The 20,657-nt window shown below is 65.4% G+C and carries 15 protein-coding genes; 8 read left to right on the forward strand and 7 right to left on the reverse strand.

Translation table 11 applies throughout. From position 1 onward, the window contains the following. The first annotated feature begins 78 nt into the window (after nucleotides 1-78). The 6 genes from rimP to typA all read left to right on the forward strand — a co-directional run bounded on the left by rimP (nucleotide 79) and on the right by typA (nucleotide 8,947). On the forward strand, nucleotides 79-684 hold the full coding sequence (gene rimP, locus EC845_RS11395; RefSeq protein ID WP_123298229.1) for a ribosome maturation factor RimP: 606 nt from the start codon (nucleotides 79-81) through the stop codon (nucleotides 682-684). A gap of 35 nt (nucleotides 685-719) precedes the next feature. After that, nucleotides 720-2,207 (forward strand): transcription termination factor NusA, encoded by a 1,488-nt coding sequence (gene nusA / locus EC845_RS11400; RefSeq protein ID WP_123298230.1) that lies wholly within the window; start codon nucleotides 720-722, stop codon nucleotides 2,205-2,207. 21 nt (nucleotides 2,208-2,228) lie between these two features. Then, on the forward strand, nucleotides 2,229-5,405 hold the full coding sequence (gene infB, locus EC845_RS11405; RefSeq protein WP_123298231.1) for a translation initiation factor IF-2: 3,177 nt from the start codon (nucleotides 2,229-2,231) through the stop codon (nucleotides 5,403-5,405). Between the two features lie 51 nt (nucleotides 5,406-5,456). Then, nucleotides 5,457-5,828: a 30S ribosome-binding factor RbfA gene (rbfA, locus tag EC845_RS11410; RefSeq protein ID WP_123298232.1), complete on the forward strand. Its 372-nt coding sequence runs from the start codon at nucleotides 5,457-5,459 to the stop codon at nucleotides 5,826-5,828. A 169-nt stretch (nucleotides 5,829-5,997) separates the two neighbouring features. Then, nucleotides 5,998-6,993: a tRNA pseudouridine(55) synthase TruB gene (gene truB / locus EC845_RS11415; protein WP_123298233.1), complete on the forward strand. Its 996-nt coding sequence runs from the start codon at nucleotides 5,998-6,000 to the stop codon at nucleotides 6,991-6,993. A 130-nt stretch (nucleotides 6,994-7,123) separates the two neighbouring features. Then, entirely contained in the window at nucleotides 7,124-8,947 is a 1,824-nt protein-coding gene (typA, locus tag EC845_RS11420; RefSeq protein WP_123298234.1) for a translational GTPase TypA, read from the forward strand. A gap of 194 nt (nucleotides 8,948-9,141) precedes the next feature. On the opposite strand, the gene EC845_RS11425 is transcribed toward typA, so the two are convergent. Together EC845_RS11425 and EC845_RS11430 are read right to left on the reverse strand one after the other, a co-directional pair. Then, nucleotides 9,142-10,575 (reverse strand): ATP-binding protein, encoded by a 1,434-nt coding sequence (locus tag EC845_RS11425; protein WP_199739784.1) that lies wholly within the window; start codon nucleotides 10,573-10,575, stop codon nucleotides 9,142-9,144. A 9-nt stretch (nucleotides 10,576-10,584) separates the two neighbouring features. Continuing rightward, nucleotides 10,585-11,367, reverse strand: a complete 783-nt coding sequence (locus EC845_RS11430; RefSeq protein WP_233598033.1) for a response regulator transcription factor — start codon at nucleotides 11,365-11,367, stop codon at nucleotides 10,585-10,587. 145 nt (nucleotides 11,368-11,512) lie between these two features. On the opposite strand from EC845_RS11430, the gene EC845_RS11435 reads away from it, so the two are divergent. Then, a complete protein-coding gene (locus EC845_RS11435) occupies nucleotides 11,513-13,504 on the forward strand; it encodes a TonB-dependent receptor domain-containing protein (RefSeq protein WP_123298236.1) in 1,992 nt (663 codons plus the stop codon). A gap of 219 nt (nucleotides 13,505-13,723) precedes the next feature. Here the strand turns inward: EC845_RS11435 and EC845_RS11440 are convergent, their stop codons facing one another. Next, entirely contained in the window at nucleotides 13,724-15,310 is a 1,587-nt protein-coding gene (locus tag EC845_RS11440) for a TerC family protein (RefSeq protein ID WP_123298237.1), read from the reverse strand. A gap of 373 nt (nucleotides 15,311-15,683) precedes the next feature. Here EC845_RS11440 and EC845_RS11445 point away from each other — a divergent pair, with 373 nt between their 5' ends. Next, nucleotides 15,684-16,877 (forward strand): enoyl-CoA hydratase/isomerase family protein, encoded by a 1,194-nt coding sequence (locus EC845_RS11445; RefSeq protein ID WP_255416903.1) that lies wholly within the window; start codon nucleotides 15,684-15,686, stop codon nucleotides 16,875-16,877. Between the two features lie 123 nt (nucleotides 16,878-17,000). Here EC845_RS11445 and EC845_RS11450 read toward each other — a convergent pair whose 3' ends face one another. From EC845_RS11450 to adk, 4 genes are all read right to left on the reverse strand, one after another. Next, nucleotides 17,001-18,008 (reverse strand): D-2-hydroxyacid dehydrogenase family protein, encoded by a 1,008-nt coding sequence (locus tag EC845_RS11450; protein WP_123298453.1) that lies wholly within the window; start codon nucleotides 18,006-18,008, stop codon nucleotides 17,001-17,003. A gap of 181 nt (nucleotides 18,009-18,189) precedes the next feature. Next, nucleotides 18,190-18,669, reverse strand: a complete 480-nt coding sequence (locus EC845_RS22640; RefSeq protein ID WP_233598034.1) for a hypothetical protein — start codon at nucleotides 18,667-18,669, stop codon at nucleotides 18,190-18,192. Between the two features lie 155 nt (nucleotides 18,670-18,824). Further along, complete coding sequence (lexA, locus tag EC845_RS11460; protein WP_123298455.1) at nucleotides 18,825-19,502, reverse strand: transcriptional repressor LexA; 678 nt, start codon at nucleotides 19,500-19,502, stop codon at nucleotides 18,825-18,827. 329 nt (nucleotides 19,503-19,831) lie between these two features. Next, nucleotides 19,832-20,488: an adenylate kinase gene (gene adk, locus EC845_RS11465; RefSeq protein WP_123298239.1), complete on the reverse strand. Its 657-nt coding sequence runs from the start codon at nucleotides 20,486-20,488 to the stop codon at nucleotides 19,832-19,834. Nucleotides 20,489-20,657 lie beyond the last annotated feature (169 nt).

Consider the following 20,657-nt stretch of genomic DNA (forward strand, 5'->3'; position numbering starts at 1 on the left):
GAAGCAAGAGCGGTCGGCTGGCGCGCCCGTGTTCTGTGCTGTGGGTCCGCGTTGGACTGTCGGCTTGAAAGGACTTGGGTGGCGTTGCAGGAAATCGTTGAACAGACCGTGACCGGACTCGGTTATGACTTGGTGGAAGTCGAGCGCTCCGCTGGGGGGCTGCTGCGCATCACCATCGATCTTCCCTGGTCCGCGCAGGCCGTGCCCGGTGCACCCGATGCCTTCGTGACCGTCGAAGACTGCGAAAAAGTCACACGGCAGCTGCAGTTCGCCCTCGAAGTCGACGGGGCCGATTACAAGCGGCTCGAAATTTCCTCCCCCGGTATCGATCGCCCGTTGCGCCACGAGCAGGATTTCCTGCGTTTCGAAGGCGAGACGGTCGACATCACGCTCAAGCAGCCCCTGGGTGCCGCAGCGGGTGGGCAAGTGTCCGCCAACCGCAAGAAATTCCGTGGCGAGCTCGAGAAGACCGAGAGCGGCTGGCAGATCGTCTGGCGCGATCCCATCGAGACCAAGCCGGGTCAGAAACCCGGCAAGAAAAAACTGGCAGAACAAGCCGTCCATGCGCTGGGATTCACCCTGGACGAGCTCAAGGAAGCACGGCTGGCCCCGCTGGTCGACTTCAAAGGCCGCAAACCCCGTGACGCTGCTGCTCCTGGCGAGCAGGTCGGCAAGATTAGTTAATAAAAGAGTAGCAGTATTTGCAGGAGAGCCGTGGCATGAATCGCGAATTGTTGATGTTGGTAGAGGCCATCTCGCGCGAAAAGAACGTCGAGCGCGACGTGGTGTTTGGCGCCGTGGAAGCCGCATTGGCTCAGGCGACCAAAAAGCTGTATGAAGGCGAAGTGGATATCCGTGTGGCGATCGACCGTGATTCCGGCGCCTACGAAACCTTCCGCCGCTGGCACGTCGTTCCGGATGAAGCCGGCCTGCAACTGCCCGAACAGGAAATCCTGCTGTTCGAAGCCAAGGATCAGATCGGCGACATCGAAGTCGACGACTACATCGAAGAGCCGGTCGACTCCGTGCCGATCGGCCGTATCGGTGCCATGGCTGCGAAGCAGGTCATCCTGCAGAAGATTCGCGACGCCGAACGCGAGATGCTGCTCAACGACTTCATGTCGCGCGGCGAGAAGATCTTTGTCGGCACCGTCAAACGTCTCGACAAGGGCGACCTGATCGTCGAGTCGGGCCGTGTCGAAGGCCGTCTGCGTCGCAGCGAGATGATCCCCAAGGAAAATCTGCGCACCGGCGACCGCGTGCGGGCCATGATCATGGAAGTCGACCTGAACCTGCGCGGCGCGCCGATTCTGCTGTCGCGCTCGGCCCCCGAGTTCATGATCGAGCTGTTCCGCCAGGAAGTGCCCGAAATCGAACAAGGCCTGCTCGAGATCAAGTCCTGCGCCCGCGATGCCGGCAGCCGGGCCAAGATCGCCGTGCTCTCGCATGACAAGCGTGTCGATCCCATCGGCACCTGCGTCGGCGTGCGCGGCAGCCGGGTCAACGGCGTGACCAACGAACTGGCCGGCGAACGGGTCGACATCGTGCTCTGGAGCGAAGATCCCGCCCAGTTCGTGATCGGCGCGCTGGCTCCGGCCAACGTCAGCTCCATCGTGGTCGACGAAGAGCGCCATGCCATGGACGTCGTGGTCGACGAAGAAAACCTGGCCATCGCGATCGGTCGCGGCGGTCAGAACGTCCGCCTGGCTTCCGACCTGACCGGCTGGAAGATCAACATCATGGACGCTGCCGAGTCCGCCCAGAAGCAGGCCGACGAGGCCCAGACTGTGCGTTCGCTGTTCATGCAGAAACTCGACGTCGATGAAGAGATCGCCGACATCCTGATCAGCGAAGGCTTCACCAGCCTCGAGGAAGTGGCCTATGTGCCGCTGCAGGAAATGTTGGAAATCGAAAGCTTCGACGAAGACACCGTCAATGAACTGCGTGCCCGTGCAAAGGATGCGCTGCTCACCATGGAAATTGCCCGCGAGGAATCGGTGGGCAGCGTCTCGCAAGACTTGCGCGACCTCCAGGGACTGGACACCGCTGCCATCGCCAAGCTGGCGCAGGCTGGCGTCCACACCCGCGACGATCTGGCCGATCTGGCCGTCGACGAACTCGTAGAAATCACCGGCCAGTCTTCGGACGAAGCCACAGCGCTGATCATGAAAGCTCGCGAACATTGGTTCGACGGGCAAGAGTCGTGATCATGGAGGGCAGAAACACATATGACCAGTACCACAGTAGCCGAGTTTGCAGCCGAACTCAAAAAACCGACTGATACCCTTCTGGAACAACTCAACAACGCAGGCGTGAACAAGTCGTCCGCGCGTGATGCGCTGACCGATGCCGACAAGCAGAAGTTGTTGAGCTACCTGCAGGCCAGTCATGGTTCGGCTGGCGGCGAACGTCGCAAGATCACCTTGACCAAGAAGACGACCAGCGAGATCAAGCAGGCCGATGCGACGGGCCGTGCCCGCACCATCCAGGTCGAGGTCCGCAAGAAGCGCACTTTCATCCGTCGCGACGACGAGCAGGGCGTGCCGTCCGGCGAATCGGCCGATGCCGCCGAATACGAGGACGTGCTCGCGCATCCCGAGGACGCGCATGTCGAGATCGTCGACGAGGCCCCGGCCGTCGTCGACGTGCCTGTCGAAGAACCTGTTGCTGTCGCGCCGGCCGTCGAGCCCGCACCGGTTGCAGAACCCGAACCCGAGCCCGTACCTGAAGTCCGTGCGGAGCCGGAACCCTTGCCCGAGCCTGAGTCGCAAGCTGCCCCAGGTGTACCCGCCGACGTCGCCGCCGAGGAAAAAGTGTCAGCCACCATTGCAGAACCGGAAAAACAGGCCAGCGCGCCTGTAGCCAGCAAGCCCACGGGTTCCGTCATCGATGCCGCCGAGCAGGCGCGTCGTGACGTCGAAGCCAAGCGCCAGGCGGAATTCATGCGCCGCCAGGAAGAGCAGATGGCCGAGCGCCGTCGCCAGCGCGAAGAGCAGGATGCTGCTCGCCAGCGTGCCCAGGCCGCCAAGGCCACTGCTGCGGCTGCTCCGGCTGCCGCTCCCGCACCGGCCCGCGCCGCCGCTGCACCGGTGGCTGCCGCCGCCGTGCCTGCAACCGCTGCCGCTGCGCCTGCTGCCGCCGCTCCGGCAACGCCCCATCCGGGCGGTCTGCGCCGCGTGTCGGCTGCCGACACCCGCGCTCAGCAGGCCGAAGCCGAAGCCACCCGTGCCCGCGAGCAGGATGCTCGCCGTCGCAAGGCAGAAGCCGAAGCCGCCGCCATTCGCGACATGATGAATGCGCCCAAGCGCGTGCTCGTCGCCAAGAAGCCGGAAGAACCCAAGTCCACCATCAAGGGCACGCTGCACAAGCCGGCGGGCACGACCACGGCTGCCAAGCCCGCAGGTACGCCTGCCGCACCCGGCAGCACGACGGCCGGCGCCGGTGGCCGCAAGGAACTCAAGTCCGAAAAGCTGTCGTCCAGTTGGGGCGGCGGTGCAGGCGAAGCCGGCAAGAAGAAGGAAATCAAGACCCGCGGCGACACCTCCGCCGGTCGCGGTTCCAACTGGCGTGCCGGCCCACGTGGCGGCCGTCGCCACGATCGCAACGACTCGCAGCGCGAATCGAACTTCGTGGCGCCCACCGAGTTCAAGGTTCTTGAAATCCTGGTGCCCGAAACCATCACCGTGGCCGAACTGGCTCACAAGATGAGCGTGAAGGCCTCGGAAGTCATCAAGCACCTGATGAAGCTGGGCCAGATGGTCACCATCAACCAGCCGCTGGACCAGGAAACCGCGATGATCGTCGTGGAAGAAATGGGACACACGGCCAAGGTTGCCGCGCTGGACGATCCGGAAGCCTTTGCCGCCGACGAGCACACCGACACCGGCGCCGAACTGGTGTCGCGCGCCCCGGTCGTCACCGTCATGGGTCACGTCGATCACGGCAAGACCTCGTTGCTGGACTACATCCGCCGCACCAAGGTCGCTTCCGGCGAAGCCGGCGGCATCACGCAGCATATCGGCGCCTATCACGTCGACACGCCGCGCGGCATGGTGACCTTCCTCGACACCCCCGGCCACGAGGCGTTCACCGCCATGCGCGCCCGCGGTGCACAGGCCACCGACATCGTCATTCTGGTGGTGGCCGCCGACGACGGCGTCATGCCCCAGACCAAGGAAGCCATCAAGCACGCCAAGGCCGCCAAGGTGCCGATCGTGGTTGCGATCACCAAGGTCGACAAGCCCGATGCCAACCTCGACCGCGTCAAGCAAGAGCTGGTGACCGAAGAGGTGCTGCCCGAAGAGTACGGCGGCGACTCGCCTTTCGTGGGCGTGTCGGCCAAGACCGGCCACGGCGTGGACGATCTGCTCGAACAAGTGCTGCTGCAGGCCGAAGTGCTGGAACTCAAGGCACCCGTGCAGACGCATGCCAAGGGCCTGGTCATCGAAGCCCGCCTGGACAAGGGCCGCGGCCCGGTTGCCACGGTGCTGGTTCAGTCCGGTACCCTCAAGGTCAGCGACATCGTGCTGGCCGGCCAGACCTATGGCCGCGTGCGCGCCATGCTCGACGAGACGGGCCGCGCCGCCAAGGAGGCAGGTCCTTCGATCCCGGTGGAAATCCAGGGTCTGACCGAAGTCCCGCAGGCCGGCGACGAGTTCATGGTGCTCACCGACGAGCGCCGTGCCCGCGAAATCGCGACCTACCGTGCCGGCAAGTTCCGCAACACCAAGCTGGCCAAGCAGCAGGCTGCCAAGCTCGAAAACATGTTTGCCGACATCTCGGCGGGCGAAGTCAAGACGCTGCCCGTCATCATCAAGGCCGACGTGCAAGGCTCGCAGGAAGCCCTGGCTGCCTCGCTGCTCAAGCTGTCGACGGACGAGATCAAGGTCCAGGTGGTGTACGCAGGCGTGGGCGGTGTGAGCGAGTCCGACATCAACCTGGCGATCGCCTCCAAGGCCGTGGTCATCGGCTTCAACGTGCGCGCGGATGCCAATGCCCGCAAGCATGCCGAAGCCAACGACGTCGACATCCACTACTACAACATCATCTACGACGCCGTCGATGAGCTGAAGGCAGCGATGTCGGGCATGCTGGCCCCCGAGCGCCGCGAGGAAATCATCGGTACCGCCGAGATCCGCACCGTGTTCGTGGCCACCAAGATCGGCACCATCGCCGGTTCGTACATCACGTCCGGCATGGTCACGCGCAACGCGCATTTCCGCCTGCTGCGCGAGAATGTGGTCATCTACACCGGCGAGATCGAGTCGCTCAAGCGCCTCAAGGACGATGTCAAGGAAGTCAAGGAAGGCTTCGAGTGCGGTATCAAGCTGCGCAACTACAACGACATCAAGGAAGGCGATCAACTCGAAGTCTTTGAAATCAAGGAAATCGCCCGTACGTTGTAAAGGACGTGCCACGGTCCCCAACCGGACCGTGGCGGTCACGTTCACGAATACATGCCTAAAAAAAGTACCACACCCAATCGCAGCTACCGCGTCGCCGATCAGATCCAGCGTGACCTGACCGAGTTGATCGCGCGCGAGCTCAAGGATCCGCGTGTGGGCATGGTGACGCTGCAAGGCGTGGAAGTCACGCCCGATTACGCTCATGCCAAGGTCTACTTCAGCCTGCTGACCGGCGATCCGGAGCAGACCGAGCTGGCGCTCAACCAGGCCGCGGGTTTCCTGCGCAATGGCCTGTTCAAGCGCCTGCACATCCATACCGTGCCGACCCTGCATTTCCATTTCGATCGCACGCCCGAGCGGGCGGCCGACATGAATGCGCTGATCGCCAAGGCGGTCGCCTCGCGCGGAAAAGACGAAGACTGAATCCGCCCAGCCGCCAGCCCCGAGCGCTCTTGCAATCGGGAACCGGCGGCCTGATGCGGATACAAAAGGCTGGCACTGCGGTGCCGGCCTTTTTGTTGTTTTTCTCGCGTTTTCCGTGTTCGCCGGCCTCGAGGCCTGCTGTCCGACCTGATGACCTGACCGATTCGCCATGACCACCCGAGTCCGTATCCAGAGACGCCCCATCCATGGCGTGCTGCTGCTCGACAAGCCCCTGGGCTATTCCAGCAACGACGCCTTGCAGAAGGTGAAGTGGCTGCTGCGCGCCGAAAAAGCGGGCCACACCGGCACGCTCGATCCGCTGGCCACCGGCGCCTTGCCGCTGTGCTTCGGTGCGGCCACCAAGTTCAGCCAGCTGCATCTGGATGCCGACAAGACCTACGAAGCCGTCGCCTTGCTCGGTGTGACCACCACCACGGGCGATGCCGAAGGCGAGGTGCTGGCCGAGCTGCCCGTGCCCGACATCACGGCCGAGCGGCTGGCCGAACTGACACGCCGCTACTCGGGACCCATCCAGCAGGTGCCGCCGATGTATTCGGCGCTCAAGAAGGACGGCAAGGCGCTCTACGAGTACGCCCGCGACGGCATCGAGATCGATCGTCCGGCGCGCGATGTCGTCATCCACGACCTGAAACTGTCGCTCGAACGCGACGAACAGGGTCGGCCCCAGTTGCGCATCCAGGTGTGCTGCAGCAAGGGAACCTACATCCGCACGCTGGGCGAAGACCTGGGAAAGGCCTTGGGCTGCGGCGCCCACCTGGTGTTCCTGCGGCGCGTCAAGACCGGCGATTTTGGCGTGGAGCAGGCCGTGACGCTGGCCGAACTCGAGGCAATGGACGAAAATACGCGGTTGGCACGGCTATTGCCTGTCGAGGCCTTGTTGGGGCATCACGAGATTGTCACATTGGGCGCCGACGATGCAGGGCGTTTTCTCAGCGGCATGCGCCGGCGGATTCAGTCTTCGGATGCGCCGCGGGTGCAGGTCTGGGGCGAGCCGCCGCGGGCCTTGCTGGGTTCGGCCCATATCCGGGGCGGCGAGTTGATTCCCACCCGCCTGCTCAGCCCGATCGAAGTGGGGCAGATCCAGGCGCAGCAGTCTGCCGGTGCCGCTGTCCCGCCTGTTGTCATTGCGGACGGCCAGCCATGAACCGATCTTTCTTCGACAAGTGCGAGGCGCCTGAACGTCGCATCCGCTGATCCACCCGGACCGGGAATTTTTTCTTCAGGCGCGGCACAGGTCCTGCCCAGCCTCTCGACAGTTTTGAAACGAGTGAATTATGAGTAAACAGATCCGTAACATCGCCATCATCGCGCACGTTGACCATGGCAAAACCACCATGGTCGACCAGTTGCTGCGCCAGTCCGGCACCTTCGCCGACCACGAAAAAGTGGTCGACACCGTGATGGACAACAACGCCATCGAACGCGAACGCGGCATCACTATCCTGGCCAAGAACTGTGCCGTGAGCTGGGAAGGCACCCACATCAACATCGTCGACACCCCCGGTCACGCGGACTTCGGCGGTGAAGTCGAGCGCGCGCTGTCCATGGTCGACGGCGTGGTGCTGCTGATCGATGCGCAGGAAGGCCCCATGCCCCAGACGCGTTTCGTGACCAAGAAGGCCCTGGCCCTGGGTCTCAAGCCCATCGTGGTGGTGAACAAGGTCGACAAGCCCGGTGCCAATCCGGACAAGGTCGTCAACGCCGCTTTCGACCTGTTCGACAAGCTGGGCGCGACCGACGAACAGCTCGATTTCCCCGTGGTGTACGCGTCGGGCATCAACGGCTGGACCTCGCTCGAAGAAGGTACCCCCGGTGAACAGTGGGGCCCCGACATGTCGGCGCTCTTCAACACCGTCCTCAAGCACGTGCCCCCGCAACAAGGCGATCCTTCGGCACCCCTGCAACTGCAGATCTCGGCGCTCGACTTCTCGACCTTTGTCGGCCGCATCGGCGTGGGCCGCATCAGCCAGGGCACCATCAAGCCCAGCATGGATGTGGTCGTGATGGAAGGCCCGGACGGCAAGACCATCAAGGGCCGCATCAACCAGGTGCTGACCTTCCAGGGTCTGGACCGCGTGCAGGTCACCGAAGCCGGCCCCGGCGACATCGTGCTGGTCAACGGCATTGCCGACATCGGTATCGGTGTGACCGTGACCGATCCGGCCAACCCGTCGCCGCTGCCCATGCTCAAGGTCGACGAGCCGACCCTGACCATGAACTTCTGCGTCAACACCAGCCCGCTGGCCGGCCGCGAAGGCAAGTTCGTGACCAGCCGTCAGATCTGGGACCGTCTGCAGAAGGAACTGCAGCACAACGTGGCCCTGCGCGTGAAGGAAACCGACGAAGAAGGCGTGTTCGAAGTGATGGGCCGTGGTGAACTGCACCTGACCATCCTGCTGGAAAACATGCGTCGTGAAGGCTACGAACTGGCTGTGTCCAAGCCGCGCGTGGTGTTCAAGGACATCGACGGCGAGCGCAACGAGCCGATCGAGCTGGTGACGGCCGATATCGAAGAGAACCACCAGGGCGGCGTGATGCAGGCCCTGGGCGAGCGCAAGGGCGAACTGGTCAACATGGAGCCGGACGGCCGTGGCCGCGTGCGCCTGGAATACCGCATCCCGGCGCGTGGTCTGATCGGTTTCACCAACGAGTTCCTGAACCTGACCCGTGGTTCGGGCCTGATCAGCAACATCTTCGAAGGCTACGAGCCGCACAAGGGTGAAATCGGCGGCCGCAAGAACGGCGTGCTGATCTCCATGGACGACGGTGAAATCTTCACCTACGCCCTGGGCAAGCTCGACGACCGCGGCCGCATGTTCGTCAAGGCGAACGATCCGGTATACGAAGGCATGATCGTGGGCATCCACAGCCGTGACAACGACCTGATCGTCAACGCCACGCGGACCAAGCAGCTGACCAACTTCCGCGTCAGCGGCAAGGAAGACGCGATCAAGATCACGCCCCCGATCGACCTCACGCTGGAATACGGCGTCGAGTTCATCGAGGACGACGAACTGGTCGAAATCACGCCCAAGAGCGTCCGTCTGCGCAAGCGTTTCCTGACGGAAAACGAACGCAAGCGCGCAGGCCGTTCCTGATCGGCCAGCCCTGCGGCCCCATGCCGCAGGCGCTCGGGCTAGCGGTTCGCTGAACCGCCGGCCCTGGTGGCCAGTCTGCATCGGCTCCGGCTGCATGCAAGAGGCCCCGAAGCCGCCCCGCACGATGGTGCAGGGCGGCTTTTTCGTTTCAGGACGAGGCGTGGTCGTGCGCCGTCGTCGAAGTCCACGGCCGCCTAGGCCTCGACCCAGGGCAGGGTGATGCTGGCGCGCAAGCCCCCCCCATCGCGATTGGCCAGGACCAGTTGCCCCCCTTGAGAGACCACGCAGGCCCGTGCAATCGACAGACCGAGCCCCAGGCCGGCATCCTGCCGGCCTCGCGAGGCATCGAGCCGGTGGAAGGGCTCGAAGACCTGCTCCAGCTGATCGCTGGCGATGCCCGGCCCCCGGTCCTGCACGACGATCAGCAGGGTGCCGCCGCCGGGTTGCCGGTCGATGCCGATGTCGACTTGCACATCACCGGCGTGACGCAGGGCGTTGTCGACCAGATTGGCGATGGCGCGTTTGAGCGCAATGGGTTTGCACGGCCATGGAATGGGCTGGACCGGGGGCGCACCCACCCATCGAACGGCTTGCCCCAGATGCCGGTACCGTTCGACGATGTCGGCCACGGTGCGGGCCATGTCCAGCGTGCGCCAGGCTTCCGCCTGGCCTTCGGCACGGGCGAAGTCCAGCGTCTCTTCCACCATGGCCTGCAGTTCCGCCAGGCTTTCGAGCATGTCCTGCCGCAGCGTGTCGTCGTCGATCAGCTCGGCCTGCAGGCGCAGGGCCGTCACGGGCGTGCGCAGGTCGTGGCTGATGGCCGCCAGCAGACGCGTGCGGCCGTCGACATGGCGGGCGATGCGGTCCTGCATGGCGTTGAACTGGGTGATGAGTTCACGGGCTTCGTGGGGGCCGTGCACGGGCAGCGGTGGCAGGGGCCGGCCATGGTTCACCCGGGCCGTCGCCGCGATCAGGGCCTTGAGCGGGCGGATCAGGCGAAGCGCGAGCAACCAGGCCACGACCAGCACGGGCACGATGCTGACCGGCAGGGAAAAAGCCAGGATGCGGGTCCAGTCGTAGCCGCCATGCAGACTCTGCCGGGCGTTGAGCCAGCGGCCGCCGGGCTGCGCGATGCTGGCGCGCAGTTGCAGCGGCTCCCATCCTGCCGTGCTGAGTACCCCCGAGCGGGCGTGCTGGCCGGACAGGCGTTCGATCTGGATCCACACCGGCACGGACGCACCCAGTTCCAGCGCCTTTCGCACATCGGCAGCCAGTCGCTGTTCCTCCTGGCGCATCTCGAACCCGTCCACATCCGCTTGGGCGGACAGCCACAGCCGGGCCGGCTGTGCAGGTTCAAGGCCGGGGGCCACGCCAGCCGATTTCGCCGAGGGGGGGCCCAGTGCCGCCAGCAAGGCGTCCGGGCGCGAGGATTCCAGAGCGGCAAGCCGGTAGGCCGAAGTCAATGTGGACAAGGCCTGCTGCCGCGACAGCGGATGGATCAGTTCGCCCGTTCTCTGGATGAGCAGAATGGCCAGCAGGTGCGAGGCCAGCAGGGCCAGCAGCAGCAGCAGTCCGTATTGATGGGCCATGCGCTGCGGCCACCATCCAGGCGTGCGGGCGTGCTTCACGTCGGGGCCTCAGGCATTGTGAGGGGTGACGCGGGAGACCAGCACGTAGCCGCCGCCCCGCACGGTGCGGATGGTTTCGGCCTCGCGCGCCGGGTCCTGCAGCTTTCGGCGCAGGCGGCTGACCTGCCTGTCCATGGTCCGGTCGAAGGCCTGTTCGGCGTGGCGGCCGGCCGTCTGCGTCAGGCTCAGCAGATCGTCTCGGCTGAGCACGGTATTGGCATGGTTGAGGAACACTTCCAGCAGCCTGCATTCGGTGTCGCTGAGCACAAAGCGCAGGCCGTCGTCGCGTTCCAGGCGGCACAGCGCGGCATCCAGGTGCCAGTTGTCGAAGCGGTAGACCGGGCGGCGGTCGGCAGCCGGCTGCAAGGGCCATGCAAGTCCAGGCGGCGTAGGGCTGCTGTCGGCCGGTTCGGCACGACCGCCCGCGGGGGGCAGGCTCCTGCCGCGTCGGCGGATCACGCTGCGGATGCGAGCCAGCAGCTCGCGCGGGTCGAAAGGCTTGACCAGGTAGTCGTCGGCGCCGCGTTCCAGCCCCTGCACCCGGTCGTCGATCTCGCCCCGGGCCGTCAGCAGGATCACCGGCAGCCCGTAGCGCTGCTGAACACCCGAGCACAGCAGGCTGCCGTCGCCATCGGGCAGCATCACGTCGAGCACCAGCGCATCGAACCGCTCGTGCTGCAGCAGCAACTGCATGGCGGCTGCATCGCCCGCAGTGCGCACGTCCACGCCTTCGCGGCGCAGGTAGGCGGCCAGCGGGTCGCGGATCTTGCGGTGGTCATCGACGACCAGCACGCGGCAGGCGGCATCGCGTGCCGGATCGAGTGGGCACGTCGGAGAATCGGGCGGGGAGCTGCGCAGGGCTGTCACAAACTGTCCAAAAACCGGGGATGCTGATGAATACGATTCTTGTTTTCTTTAAAACAAGAGGGATTTTCTCATGCACCGCGCGACTTCGCTTCAACCCCTGATCGCCATGCCCCGGGCCACCGTGGTGGCTTGCGGTCTCCTGCTGGCCTGCAGTCAGACGCTGCACGCCCAGTCCCCGTCCGCCTCCACGGAGACGGACGATGTGACGCTGGGGGAAGTGGTGGTCACTGCCACCGGCTTCGAGCAGCAGATCGAGGACGCGCCTGCATCGATCAGCATCATCAAGGGCGAAGAGCTGCGCAAGCGGGCCTACCGCGACCTGACGGATGCCCTGCGCGACGTGGAAGGCGTGGTGGTCAACGGCGGCGCCAACGAAGCCGACATCTCGATCCGCGGAATGGGCGGCAGCTACACGCTGATCCTCGTCGACGGCAAACGCCAGGGTTCGCGCGATGCCCGCGTCAACGGCAGCGGCGGGTTCGAACAGAGCTTCATTCCCCCGGTCGAGGCCATCGAGCGCATCGAGGTGGTTCGTGGACCGATGTCGTCGCTTTACGGTTCGGATGCGATCGGCGGCGTCATCAACGTCATCACCCGCAAGGTCGCCAAGACCTGGGGGGGCTCGGTCAGCATGGACTACACCGCGCAGCAGCACGACAAGTACGGCAATGCCGCGCAGGCGCAGTTCTTCCTGAACGGCCCGCTCAAGGACGATCTGCTGGGACTGCAACTGTGGGGCCGCCAGCTCAATCGCCAGGCCGACGACGACCTGGACGGCGGCGGTGTGGCGCGCGGCCGCCACCGCGACCTGACGGCCCGGCTGTCGATCACGCCCACACGCAACCAGGACATCCTGCTCGAGGCCGGTGCCACACGCCTGAAGAATGGCAAGGGAACCAGTGCCAACTGGGCGACCCGCGAGCAGGAAAACAACCGCGACCATGCCTCGGTCACTCACAAGGGGCGATGGGGCTGGTCGGCATCCGAAGTCTCGCTGGCCTGGGAAAAAGCCAGCCGCGTCGGCGTCAGCAACGGCACGGCGGCGCAGGCCGAGTTCGCGCTGCGCAAGCCCGAGGTCGCCAACACCGTGCTCGATGCCAAGCTGGTCACCCCTCTGGGTGCGCACATCCTGACCACCGGCCTGCAGTGGAACCGCACGAGCCTGGAAGACTGGAACCCGGGACTCAACGACCAACAGCGCTACACGTACGGCGTGGTGCAGAAGGCGCTGTTCGTCGAGAACGAATGGTCGATCACCGACACCCTGGCCCTCACGGGCGGCCTGCGGGTGGACGACCACGAGCAGTACGGCCTGCACTACAACCCGCGCCTGTACGCCAACTGGCGTGCCACCCCGGCCTGGACCTTCAAGGGCGGTGTCTCGCGGGGCTTCAAGGCGCCCGAGATCCGGGCCGTGGTGCCCGGTTATGCCTACCTGCGCCGCAACACCTACGTGATGCTGGGCAATCCCGACCTCAAGCCCGAGACCAGCACCAACTACGAAGTCGCGGCCATGTGGTCGAATCGCAGCAACCTGTCGGCCAGCGCGACGGTGTTCTACAACGACTTCAAGGACAAGCTCTCGACCGTGACGACCACCGAGCGCTGGAACGGCTACATCATCATGGACCGCGTCAACGTCGACAAGGCGCGCATCGCCGGTCTCGAACTGCAGGGGTCCTGGGAAGTCATGCCCAGCGTCAGCCTCAAGGCCAACTACACCTACCTCGACTCCAAGCAGCAGAGCGGCAGCAACAAGGGCGCTCCTCTGAGCCTGACGCCCGAGCACACCGCCAACCTGCGTGCCGAGTGGCAGGCCAACGCCCGCACGTCGCTGTGGAGTTCGATCAACTACTACGGCAAGGAATACGGCACGACCGTTTCGGCCGAGGCCGCACCGTCGTACACCACCGCCAATCTGGGCGGCTCGTACGCCTGGAGCAAGTCCGTCACGCTCAATGCGGCGCTCTACAACATCGGCGACAAGCAACTCGACCAGGACACCTTCGGCACCACCAACCAGGGCCGACGCCTGTGGGTGGGTGCCAGCGTGCGTTTCTAAGCCCCGGGCCGCGCAGGCCCTGAGCTTCGGCCCCCGCTGCATGACCTCTGCGTCTCGGGGGGCGCACGATTCGGTGCCCATCGGCCCATGCCAAAAGGCCGCTCACACGGGTGTGGGCGGCCTTTTCTTGACGATTGGGGCGGCGATGCAGCCGGCCGATTCCGGGGATCGGGCCGGTGCCTGCGGGGGCGGTTTTCAGGCCCCCATGCGAGCCGGACGTCAGCCGGCCTGACCGGCGTGCGCCATGTGCCCGTCCGCGTCGTGGGACAGGCGCTTGACGTCGACGCTGGTGATGCGGCGCTCCTCGACGGCCATGACCTCGAAACGCAGACCCTGGGCCTCGACCACCAGACCCACCGAGGGCAATTGCTCGGAGTGCGCCAGGATCAGGCCGGTGAGGGTGCTGTAGTCGTCGTCGGCCGGGGCCAGATCGGGCACGCCCAGTGCCATCTCCAGCGTGTGCAGATCGACCAGGCCATCGGCCACCCAGTGGTTGGGGCCGATGGGCTGCACCGACAGGTCCTCGCCCACGTCGGGGAACTCGCCGGCGATGGCCTCGAGCACGTCCATGGGCGTGACGAGGCCCAGGATGGTGCCGTATTCGTCGCTCACCAGCGCCATGTGGCCACGCGACTGGCGCAGCACCTCGGTGAGGCGGATCACGCTGATGGTCTCGGGCACGATGAGCGCCGGGCGCAGGCTCTCGTCGCGCCGGATCTCGCCATGCTTGACCAGGTCGGCCAGCAGGTCCTTGGCACGGCCGACACCGATCACCTGGTCCAGTCCCGTGCGTTCGCAGACCGGGAACAGGCCGTGCGGCTTGTCGTTGAGCTGCTCGCGCAGCACGTCCGCTTCTTCGCTGATGTCCAGCCAGTCGACGTCGTTGCGCGGCGTCATGATGGACAGCACCGAGCGCTCGGCCAGCGTCAGCACGCCGCTGACCATGTTGCGTTCTTCCCGCCCGAAGGCCGAGGGGAGCGCCGCGGCGATCTGTTCCTGCGGACTGCTGTCGTGGGCCTGCAGGCCCGCCCGGTCGCCCAGCATGCGGAGCACGGCGCGTGCGGTGCGGTCGCGCATGGGCACGCGGGCCTCGTTCTTGAGCAGGTTGCGCTGGCGCCACTGGTTGAAGAACTCGATCATGATCGAGAAACCGATGGCGGCGTACAGATAGCCCTTGGGCAGATGGAAGCCCAGGCCTTCGGCCACCAGAGAGAAACCGATCATCAGCAGGAAGCTCAGGCACAGCACCACCACCGTGGGATGGGCATTGACGAAGCGCGTGAGCGGCTTGGAGGCCACCAGCATCACCAGCATGGCCACGACCACGGCGATCATCATCACTTCGAGATGTTCGACCATGCCCACGGCCGTGATGATGGAGTCCAGCGAGAACACCGCGTCCAGGATCACGATCTGCACCAGCACCAGGCCGAAGTTGGCGTAGCCCTTGCGCGCCGGGCCCGCATGCTCCACGCCTTCGAGGCGCTCATGCAGCTCCGTCGTTGCCTTCCACAGCAGGAACAGGCCGCCGAACAGCAGGATCAGGTCGCGTCCCGCGAACGAGAAGACCCAGAACTCGAACAGCGGCTGCGTGAGCTTGATGAGCTGCGCCATCACGGTCAGCAGTGCCAGCCGCATGAACAGCGCCAGGCTCAGCCCGATCACCCGGGCCTTGTCGCGCTGGTGCGGCGGCAGTTTGTCGGCCAGGATGGCGATGAAGACAAGATTGTCGATGCCGAGCACGATCTCGAGCACGATGAGCGTGAGCAGGCCCGCCCAGACAGCGGGGTCGCTTAACCATTCCATGATGAAGTGTCAGCCGCGCGCAGGGATGCCGAGGCCGAGTGAGGGTAGTTGTTGAGGGAGGGGGTCGAACGCAGAGCGGCTGGGAAGCCGGTGGTTCGGGGTGGCATCGAGGCCTGGGATGCATGCGTGGCCGCAGTGCAGGGGAGAGGGATGTGTGGCGCGTACGCCGCAGGGGGAGGTTCCATAAGCAAACCATTCTAGCGCAGGTCCTGTGACAGCTTGTGACGGTTCCGGGTGCCCGCTGGCGGCCTGTCGCACGGATGACGCGGCCCGGACTCGCCGCGAACGGCCGCATCCGGGCTCATGCAAAATGGTCCCGACCTGCCGCCCGATCGAGGCGGCCCGCCGACAACAGCAACAGGAGACTCCACCCGTGCCATCCCCGCTGCACGGCGCTCAGGCGCCATCTTCTTCATCCGCCCCGGTTTCGCCCGCTTCGTCGCCGGCCCTTGCGCCTGCGGCCGACGACGAGCTCGTCGTCGAGGTTCGGGGCCGCCTGGGCTGCATCACACTCAACCGGCCTCGCGCGCTCAACGCCTTGTCGCTGGGCATGGTGCGCGGTCTCTACGCCGCGCTGCGGGCCTGGGCCGACGACGACCGGATCGATGCGGTTGCACTGCGGGGGCAGGGGCGCGAGGGGCCGTTCGGCGTCCTGTGCGCGGGCGGCGACATCCGTTTTGTGCATCAGGGCGTGCTCTCCGGAGACCCGCGGGTGGACGATTTCTTCACCGAGGAATATGCGCTCAACCATCTCATCCATACCTATCCCAAGCCGTATGTCGCGTTCATGGACGGCGTGGTCATGGGCGGGGGCATGGGCCTCAGCCAGGGCGCTTCGCTCAGGCTGGTCACCGAACGGACCCGCATGGCCATGCCCGAGACCGCCATCGGGTTGTTTCCGGACGTCGGCGGCGGCTACTTCCTGAGCCGTACGCCAGGCCATGCCGGCGAATACCTGGCGCTCACGGGCAACACCATCGGCGCGGCCGATGCGGTGGCGCTGGGCCTGGCCGACTTGACGGTCGACAGCGCAAATCTGCCGGCGCTGTGGGACGACCTGGCCGACTGGCGCTGGCCCGATGTGGCCGCCCTGCAGGCCGACTGGGCCCGCCGCTTCGCCCCGGCTTCGCCGCTGGCGCCCTCGGTGATCGACACCGTGCGCATCGACCGGTTTTTTGGTCTGCCCGATGTGGCCGGGATCATCGAAGCGCTGGAAGCCGACAGCGAGGACTGGGCGCAGCGCACCGCGGCCACGTTGCGGCAGCGGTCGCCGCTGATGCTGCATGTGGTGCTGGAACTGGTGAGACGGGCCCGTGGCCTGGATCTGGCCGAGGATCTGATGCTCGAGCGCAACCTCGTGCGTCGCTGTTTCACGGTGCGGCCCGGCGCGGCAGGCGAAACCGTCGAAGGCATCCGGGCTCTGGCGGTCGACAAGGACCACACGCCGCGCTGGAACCCGGCGCGCATCGAAGAGGTGACGCCGCAGCAGGTCGCCCCGTATTTCGAGCCGCCCTGGCCCGATGCGGCTCATCCCTTGCGAGGATTGAGACTGGGGCATTGGCACTGAGGCCGCCCGCTGGCGACTGCCGAATCGGCGCTGTTTTCTGCAGGCGTCATCTGTGCGGTGCCGTTGGCGTGAGGCCCTTGGCGTGGATCGGTCCACGCGGCCTCTTGCCAGATCGCGAACGGCTCAGCGGCGAACCTGCAGCGCGCCCGGATTGACGATGTTGGTCGGGGTGCCCTTGATGTAGTTCACCACGTTGTCGAAGGCCGCATTGAAGTAACGCTCGTAGCTTTCGAGCTCGACATAACCGATATGGGGCGTGCAGATGCAGTTCTCGAGTCGCAGCAGTGCATGGCCCTGCAGCGGCGGCTCGGTCTCGAACACGTCGATGGCGGCGAGGCCCGGGCGACCCCGGTTGAGGCCTGCAATCAGGGCATCGGGTTCGAGCAGCTCGGCGCGCGAGGTGTTCACGAACAGCGACGAGGGCTTCATGCCCGAAAGGTCGTCGAGCGTGATCGAGTGCTTGGTTTCATCGTTGAGGCGCAAGTGCACGCTCAGGACATCGGATTCTGCAAAGAAGGCCTGGCGGCTGGTGGCGATCTCCAGGCCGTCTTGCAGGGCGCGTTCGCGCGACGAATCGCGGCCCCAGACCATGACGCGCATGCCGAAGGCCTTGCCATAGCCTGCAACCAGTTGCCCGATCTTGCCGTAACCCCAGATGCCGAGGGTCTTGCCGCGCAACACCGTGCCCAGACCGAAGTTGGGCGGCATGGACGAGGCCTTGAGCCCGGACTGCTGCCAGGCCCCGTGCTTGAGGTTGCCGATGTACTGCGGCAGGCGCCGGCTGGCCGCCATCACCAGCGCCCAGGTCAGTTCGGCGGGCGCAACCGGTGAACCGACGCCTTCGGCCACGGCGATGCCGCGTTCCGTACAGGCATTGATGTCGATGTGGTTGCCCATGCGGCCGGTCTGGGCGATGAGTTTGAGTCGGGGCAGTTTTTCGATCAACGCCCGGTTGAGCACCGTGCGCTCGCGAATCAGGACGATGATGTCTGCATCCTTGAGCCGGATGGCCAACTGGCCGAGTCCCTTGACGGTGTTGGTGTAGACCTTGGCATTGAAAGTCTCGAGCTTGCTGGCACAGGGCAGCTTGCGCACGGCATCTTGGTAGTCGTCAAGAATCACGATGTTCATGCGCGCATTGTGCCTGCGTTGGCCTTGGTCCGGGCGCACTTTCAGCATCTGTCCGACATACGAAAAAGTTCCGGTTTGCTGCGGATTGTTTCATCCCCTGTCCGCCTGAAATGCGGGCGGTACGTGGGCCTGGACGGAATGAAAACGGTCGTCGGGTACGGAAGGGCCGCTGTCGGTGCCTTCAGGCGTGGGCCTGGGCTGCATCGGACAGACGTTCGAGCTCCGCACAGACATCGGCCATGCGGCCGGAAATGACCATGCGGCCGGATGCATTGGCCGGCATGCGCGGTTCGACGGCACGTGTCACGCGCAGCGGGCGCCGCGGCGGTTGTGCCAGGTGGGCCTGGTTGGCTGCCAGCCGCGGCGTGTCGCGGCATGCCACCTGCGTGGCGGCGGCACCGGCGCTGTCCCGGCTGCGTGGCAGCACGACCAATTGAGCCGCGCGGCGTGCCGCCTGCGTGTCGGCGCGCAAGGCATGGGCGACCCGCAGGGCATGCGGACTCTCCTGGGAACGAGGCGGGCTGGCGGGCTGTGCCAGCCGCGTTGCGGCGTGTTGCCGGTCTTCCTTCTGCCAGGGTGCAAAAAACTCGACCAGCGCATGCAGGGCACGGAACGGGCTGCGGGCCAGACCGCTGATGGGGGCGACGTTGCTGAGATCCATGGCGAACTCCAGGAAGAAACGAAGGAACAGGGTGCGCGGGCGCGCAGCCACCCACCCGCCGGCGCGCACAGGTTGCGCCAGCGGAGCGGAAGCGAACGGGACAAGTAGAGGCAAGGTCTGCCCACCCCCCGGGGGGGGCGCGACCTTGCGATGCCTTACATCAGCATGGTGTTGCGGATCAGGCCCACGGCCAGGCCTTCGATTTCGAAGGCTTCGCCCGGATCGACCACGATGGTCTTGTAGTCGGGGTTCTCGGCGTGCAGCTCGATCACGCCGTTGCGGCGCTGCAGGCGCTTGACGGTGACTTCCTCGCCCAGCCGGGCCACGACGATCTGGCCGTTGCGTGCCTCGCGGCTGGATTGCACGGCCAGCAGGTCGCCGTCCATGATGCCGGCATCGCGCATGGACATGCCGCGCACGCGCAGCAGGTAGTCGGGACGGTGCTGGAACAGGCTGCTTTCGACCTGGTAGGTCTGGTCGACATGCTCTTGGGCCAGGATGGGCGAGCCGGCCGCGACCCGGCCTACCAGCGGCAGTGCGAGCTGCGACAGACCGGAAACCGGGAAGGCGAGCTGCTGCCGGGTTTCATGGATGTGGCGCAGGGTCTCGCTGCGCAGGCGAATGCCGCGGGACGTGCCGCTGACCAGTTCGATGGCCCCCTTGCGTGCCAGTGCTTGAAGGTGCTCTTCCGCCGCATTGGCCGACTTGAAGCCCAACTGGCGGGCAATCTCGGCCCGCGTGGGCGGGGCGCCGGTGCGTGTCACGGCCTCGCGGATGAGGTCGAGGATTTCCTGCTGGCGTGCAGTCAGCTTGCTGGGTTTGCTTGGGTTCATGGCCATCACGTTCCGTCCTTGCTCTTCGTGCTCTTGAGGTGCAACAGCGTGGACGGCGGGGAGATTCGTTCGAATCCGGACCGTAAGCTGTTTGCATATCCAGTAACTGTATTTTTGTTCAGTTTTCCGGCTTTGGCAAGTGTTTCGTGCTTTGGGTGTTGCGCAGGCGTGCCCCGATTGGCCAATCGGCACGCCTGCAGACGCAAAAAAGCCCCGTGGGTACGGGGCTTCTTCGGCAGGAGGCAAGGGGCTGGTGGTCCGAGGCCCCGGCCGTGGGCAACGCACGGTGACGCTGCCGAAGGCGGGCCGTCGCTCGCCCGATCGCAAGATCAGTCGGCCAGGGCCTTGAGCGCGCGCTCGGTGATCTGTTCCACGCTGCCCATGCCGCTGATGGCACGGTACTTGGGCGCCTTGGCCGGGTCTTTTTCAGCCCAGCTGGAGTAGTAGTCGACCAGCGGGCGGGTCTGGGCGCTGTAGACGTCCAGGCGCTTGCGCACGGTTTCTTCCTTGTCGTCGTCGCGCTGGACCAGGGCTTCGCCGGTCACGTCGTCGACATCGGGTGTCTTGGGCGGATTGAAGACCGTGTGGTAGGTCCGGCCGCTGGCGGGATGGCTGCGGCGGCCGCTCATGCGTTCGATGATGGCTTCGAAGGGCACGTCGATTTCAAGCACGTAGTCGAGGTCCACGCCCGCCTCTTTCATGGCGTCGGCCTGGGGAATGGTGCGCGGGAAACCGTCGAAGAGAAAACCGTTGGCGCAGTCGGACTGCGCGATGCGTTCCTTGACCAGATTGATGATCAGGTCGTCGCTGACCAGCCCGCCGGACTTCATCACGGCCTCGGCTTGTTTGCCCAGGGGCGTGCCGGCCTTGACCGCCGCGCGCAACATGTCGCCCGTCGAGATCTGCGGGATGCCGTACTGTTTGCAGATGAAGGCCGCTTGTGTGCCTTTTCCGGCACCGGGTGCGCCCAGCAGGATGAGCTTCATTGTTGTTCCTCGGATGGTTTTGAATGGGGGCGTTCGACAGTCCGGCTGCCAGGTTCAGCATTGTTCTGTAAGTGGAAACCCAGAGGCATGGTCGGACAGGACGGACATCAAGAATAGCATGTGAATCCCGCATGAACCTGACGCGAGCTTTTGGCTGTCATGCAGGCAG

The organism is Comamonas sp. BIGb0124 (assembly GCF_003752175.1).
GTDB lineage: Bacteria > Pseudomonadota > Gammaproteobacteria > Burkholderiales > Burkholderiaceae_C > Comamonas_F.

Excerpts from the sequence above, each read along its gene's own strand:
- adk (WP_123298239.1), bottom strand. The coding sequence starts at position 20,488 with ATGAAGCTCATCCTGCTGGGCGCACCCGGTGCCGGAAAAGGCACACAA.
- truB (WP_123298233.1), top strand. The coding sequence starts at position 5,998 with ATGACCACCCGAGTCCGTATCCAGAGACGCCCCATCCATGGCGTGCTG.
- EC845_RS11435 (WP_123298236.1), top strand. The coding sequence starts at position 11,513 with ATGCACCGCGCGACTTCGCTTCAACCCCTGATCGCCATGCCCCGGGCC.
- EC845_RS11450 (WP_123298453.1), bottom strand. The coding sequence starts at position 18,008 with ATGAACATCGTGATTCTTGACGACTACCAAGATGCCGTGCGCAAGCTG.
- typA (WP_123298234.1), top strand. The coding sequence starts at position 7,124 with ATGAGTAAACAGATCCGTAACATCGCCATCATCGCGCACGTTGACCAT.
- rbfA (WP_123298232.1), top strand. The coding sequence starts at position 5,457 with ATGCCTAAAAAAAGTACCACACCCAATCGCAGCTACCGCGTCGCCGAT.
- EC845_RS22640 (WP_233598034.1), bottom strand. The coding sequence starts at position 18,669 with ATGGATCTCAGCAACGTCGCCCCCATCAGCGGTCTGGCCCGCAGCCCG.
- infB (WP_123298231.1), top strand. The coding sequence starts at position 2,229 with ATGACCAGTACCACAGTAGCCGAGTTTGCAGCCGAACTCAAAAAACCG.
- EC845_RS11440 (WP_123298237.1), bottom strand. The coding sequence starts at position 15,310 with ATGGAATGGTTAAGCGACCCCGCTGTCTGGGCGGGCCTGCTCACGCTC.
- nusA (WP_123298230.1), top strand. The coding sequence starts at position 720 with ATGAATCGCGAATTGTTGATGTTGGTAGAGGCCATCTCGCGCGAAAAG.
- lexA (WP_123298455.1), bottom strand. The coding sequence starts at position 19,502 with ATGAACCCAAGCAAACCCAGCAAGCTGACTGCACGCCAGCAGGAAATC.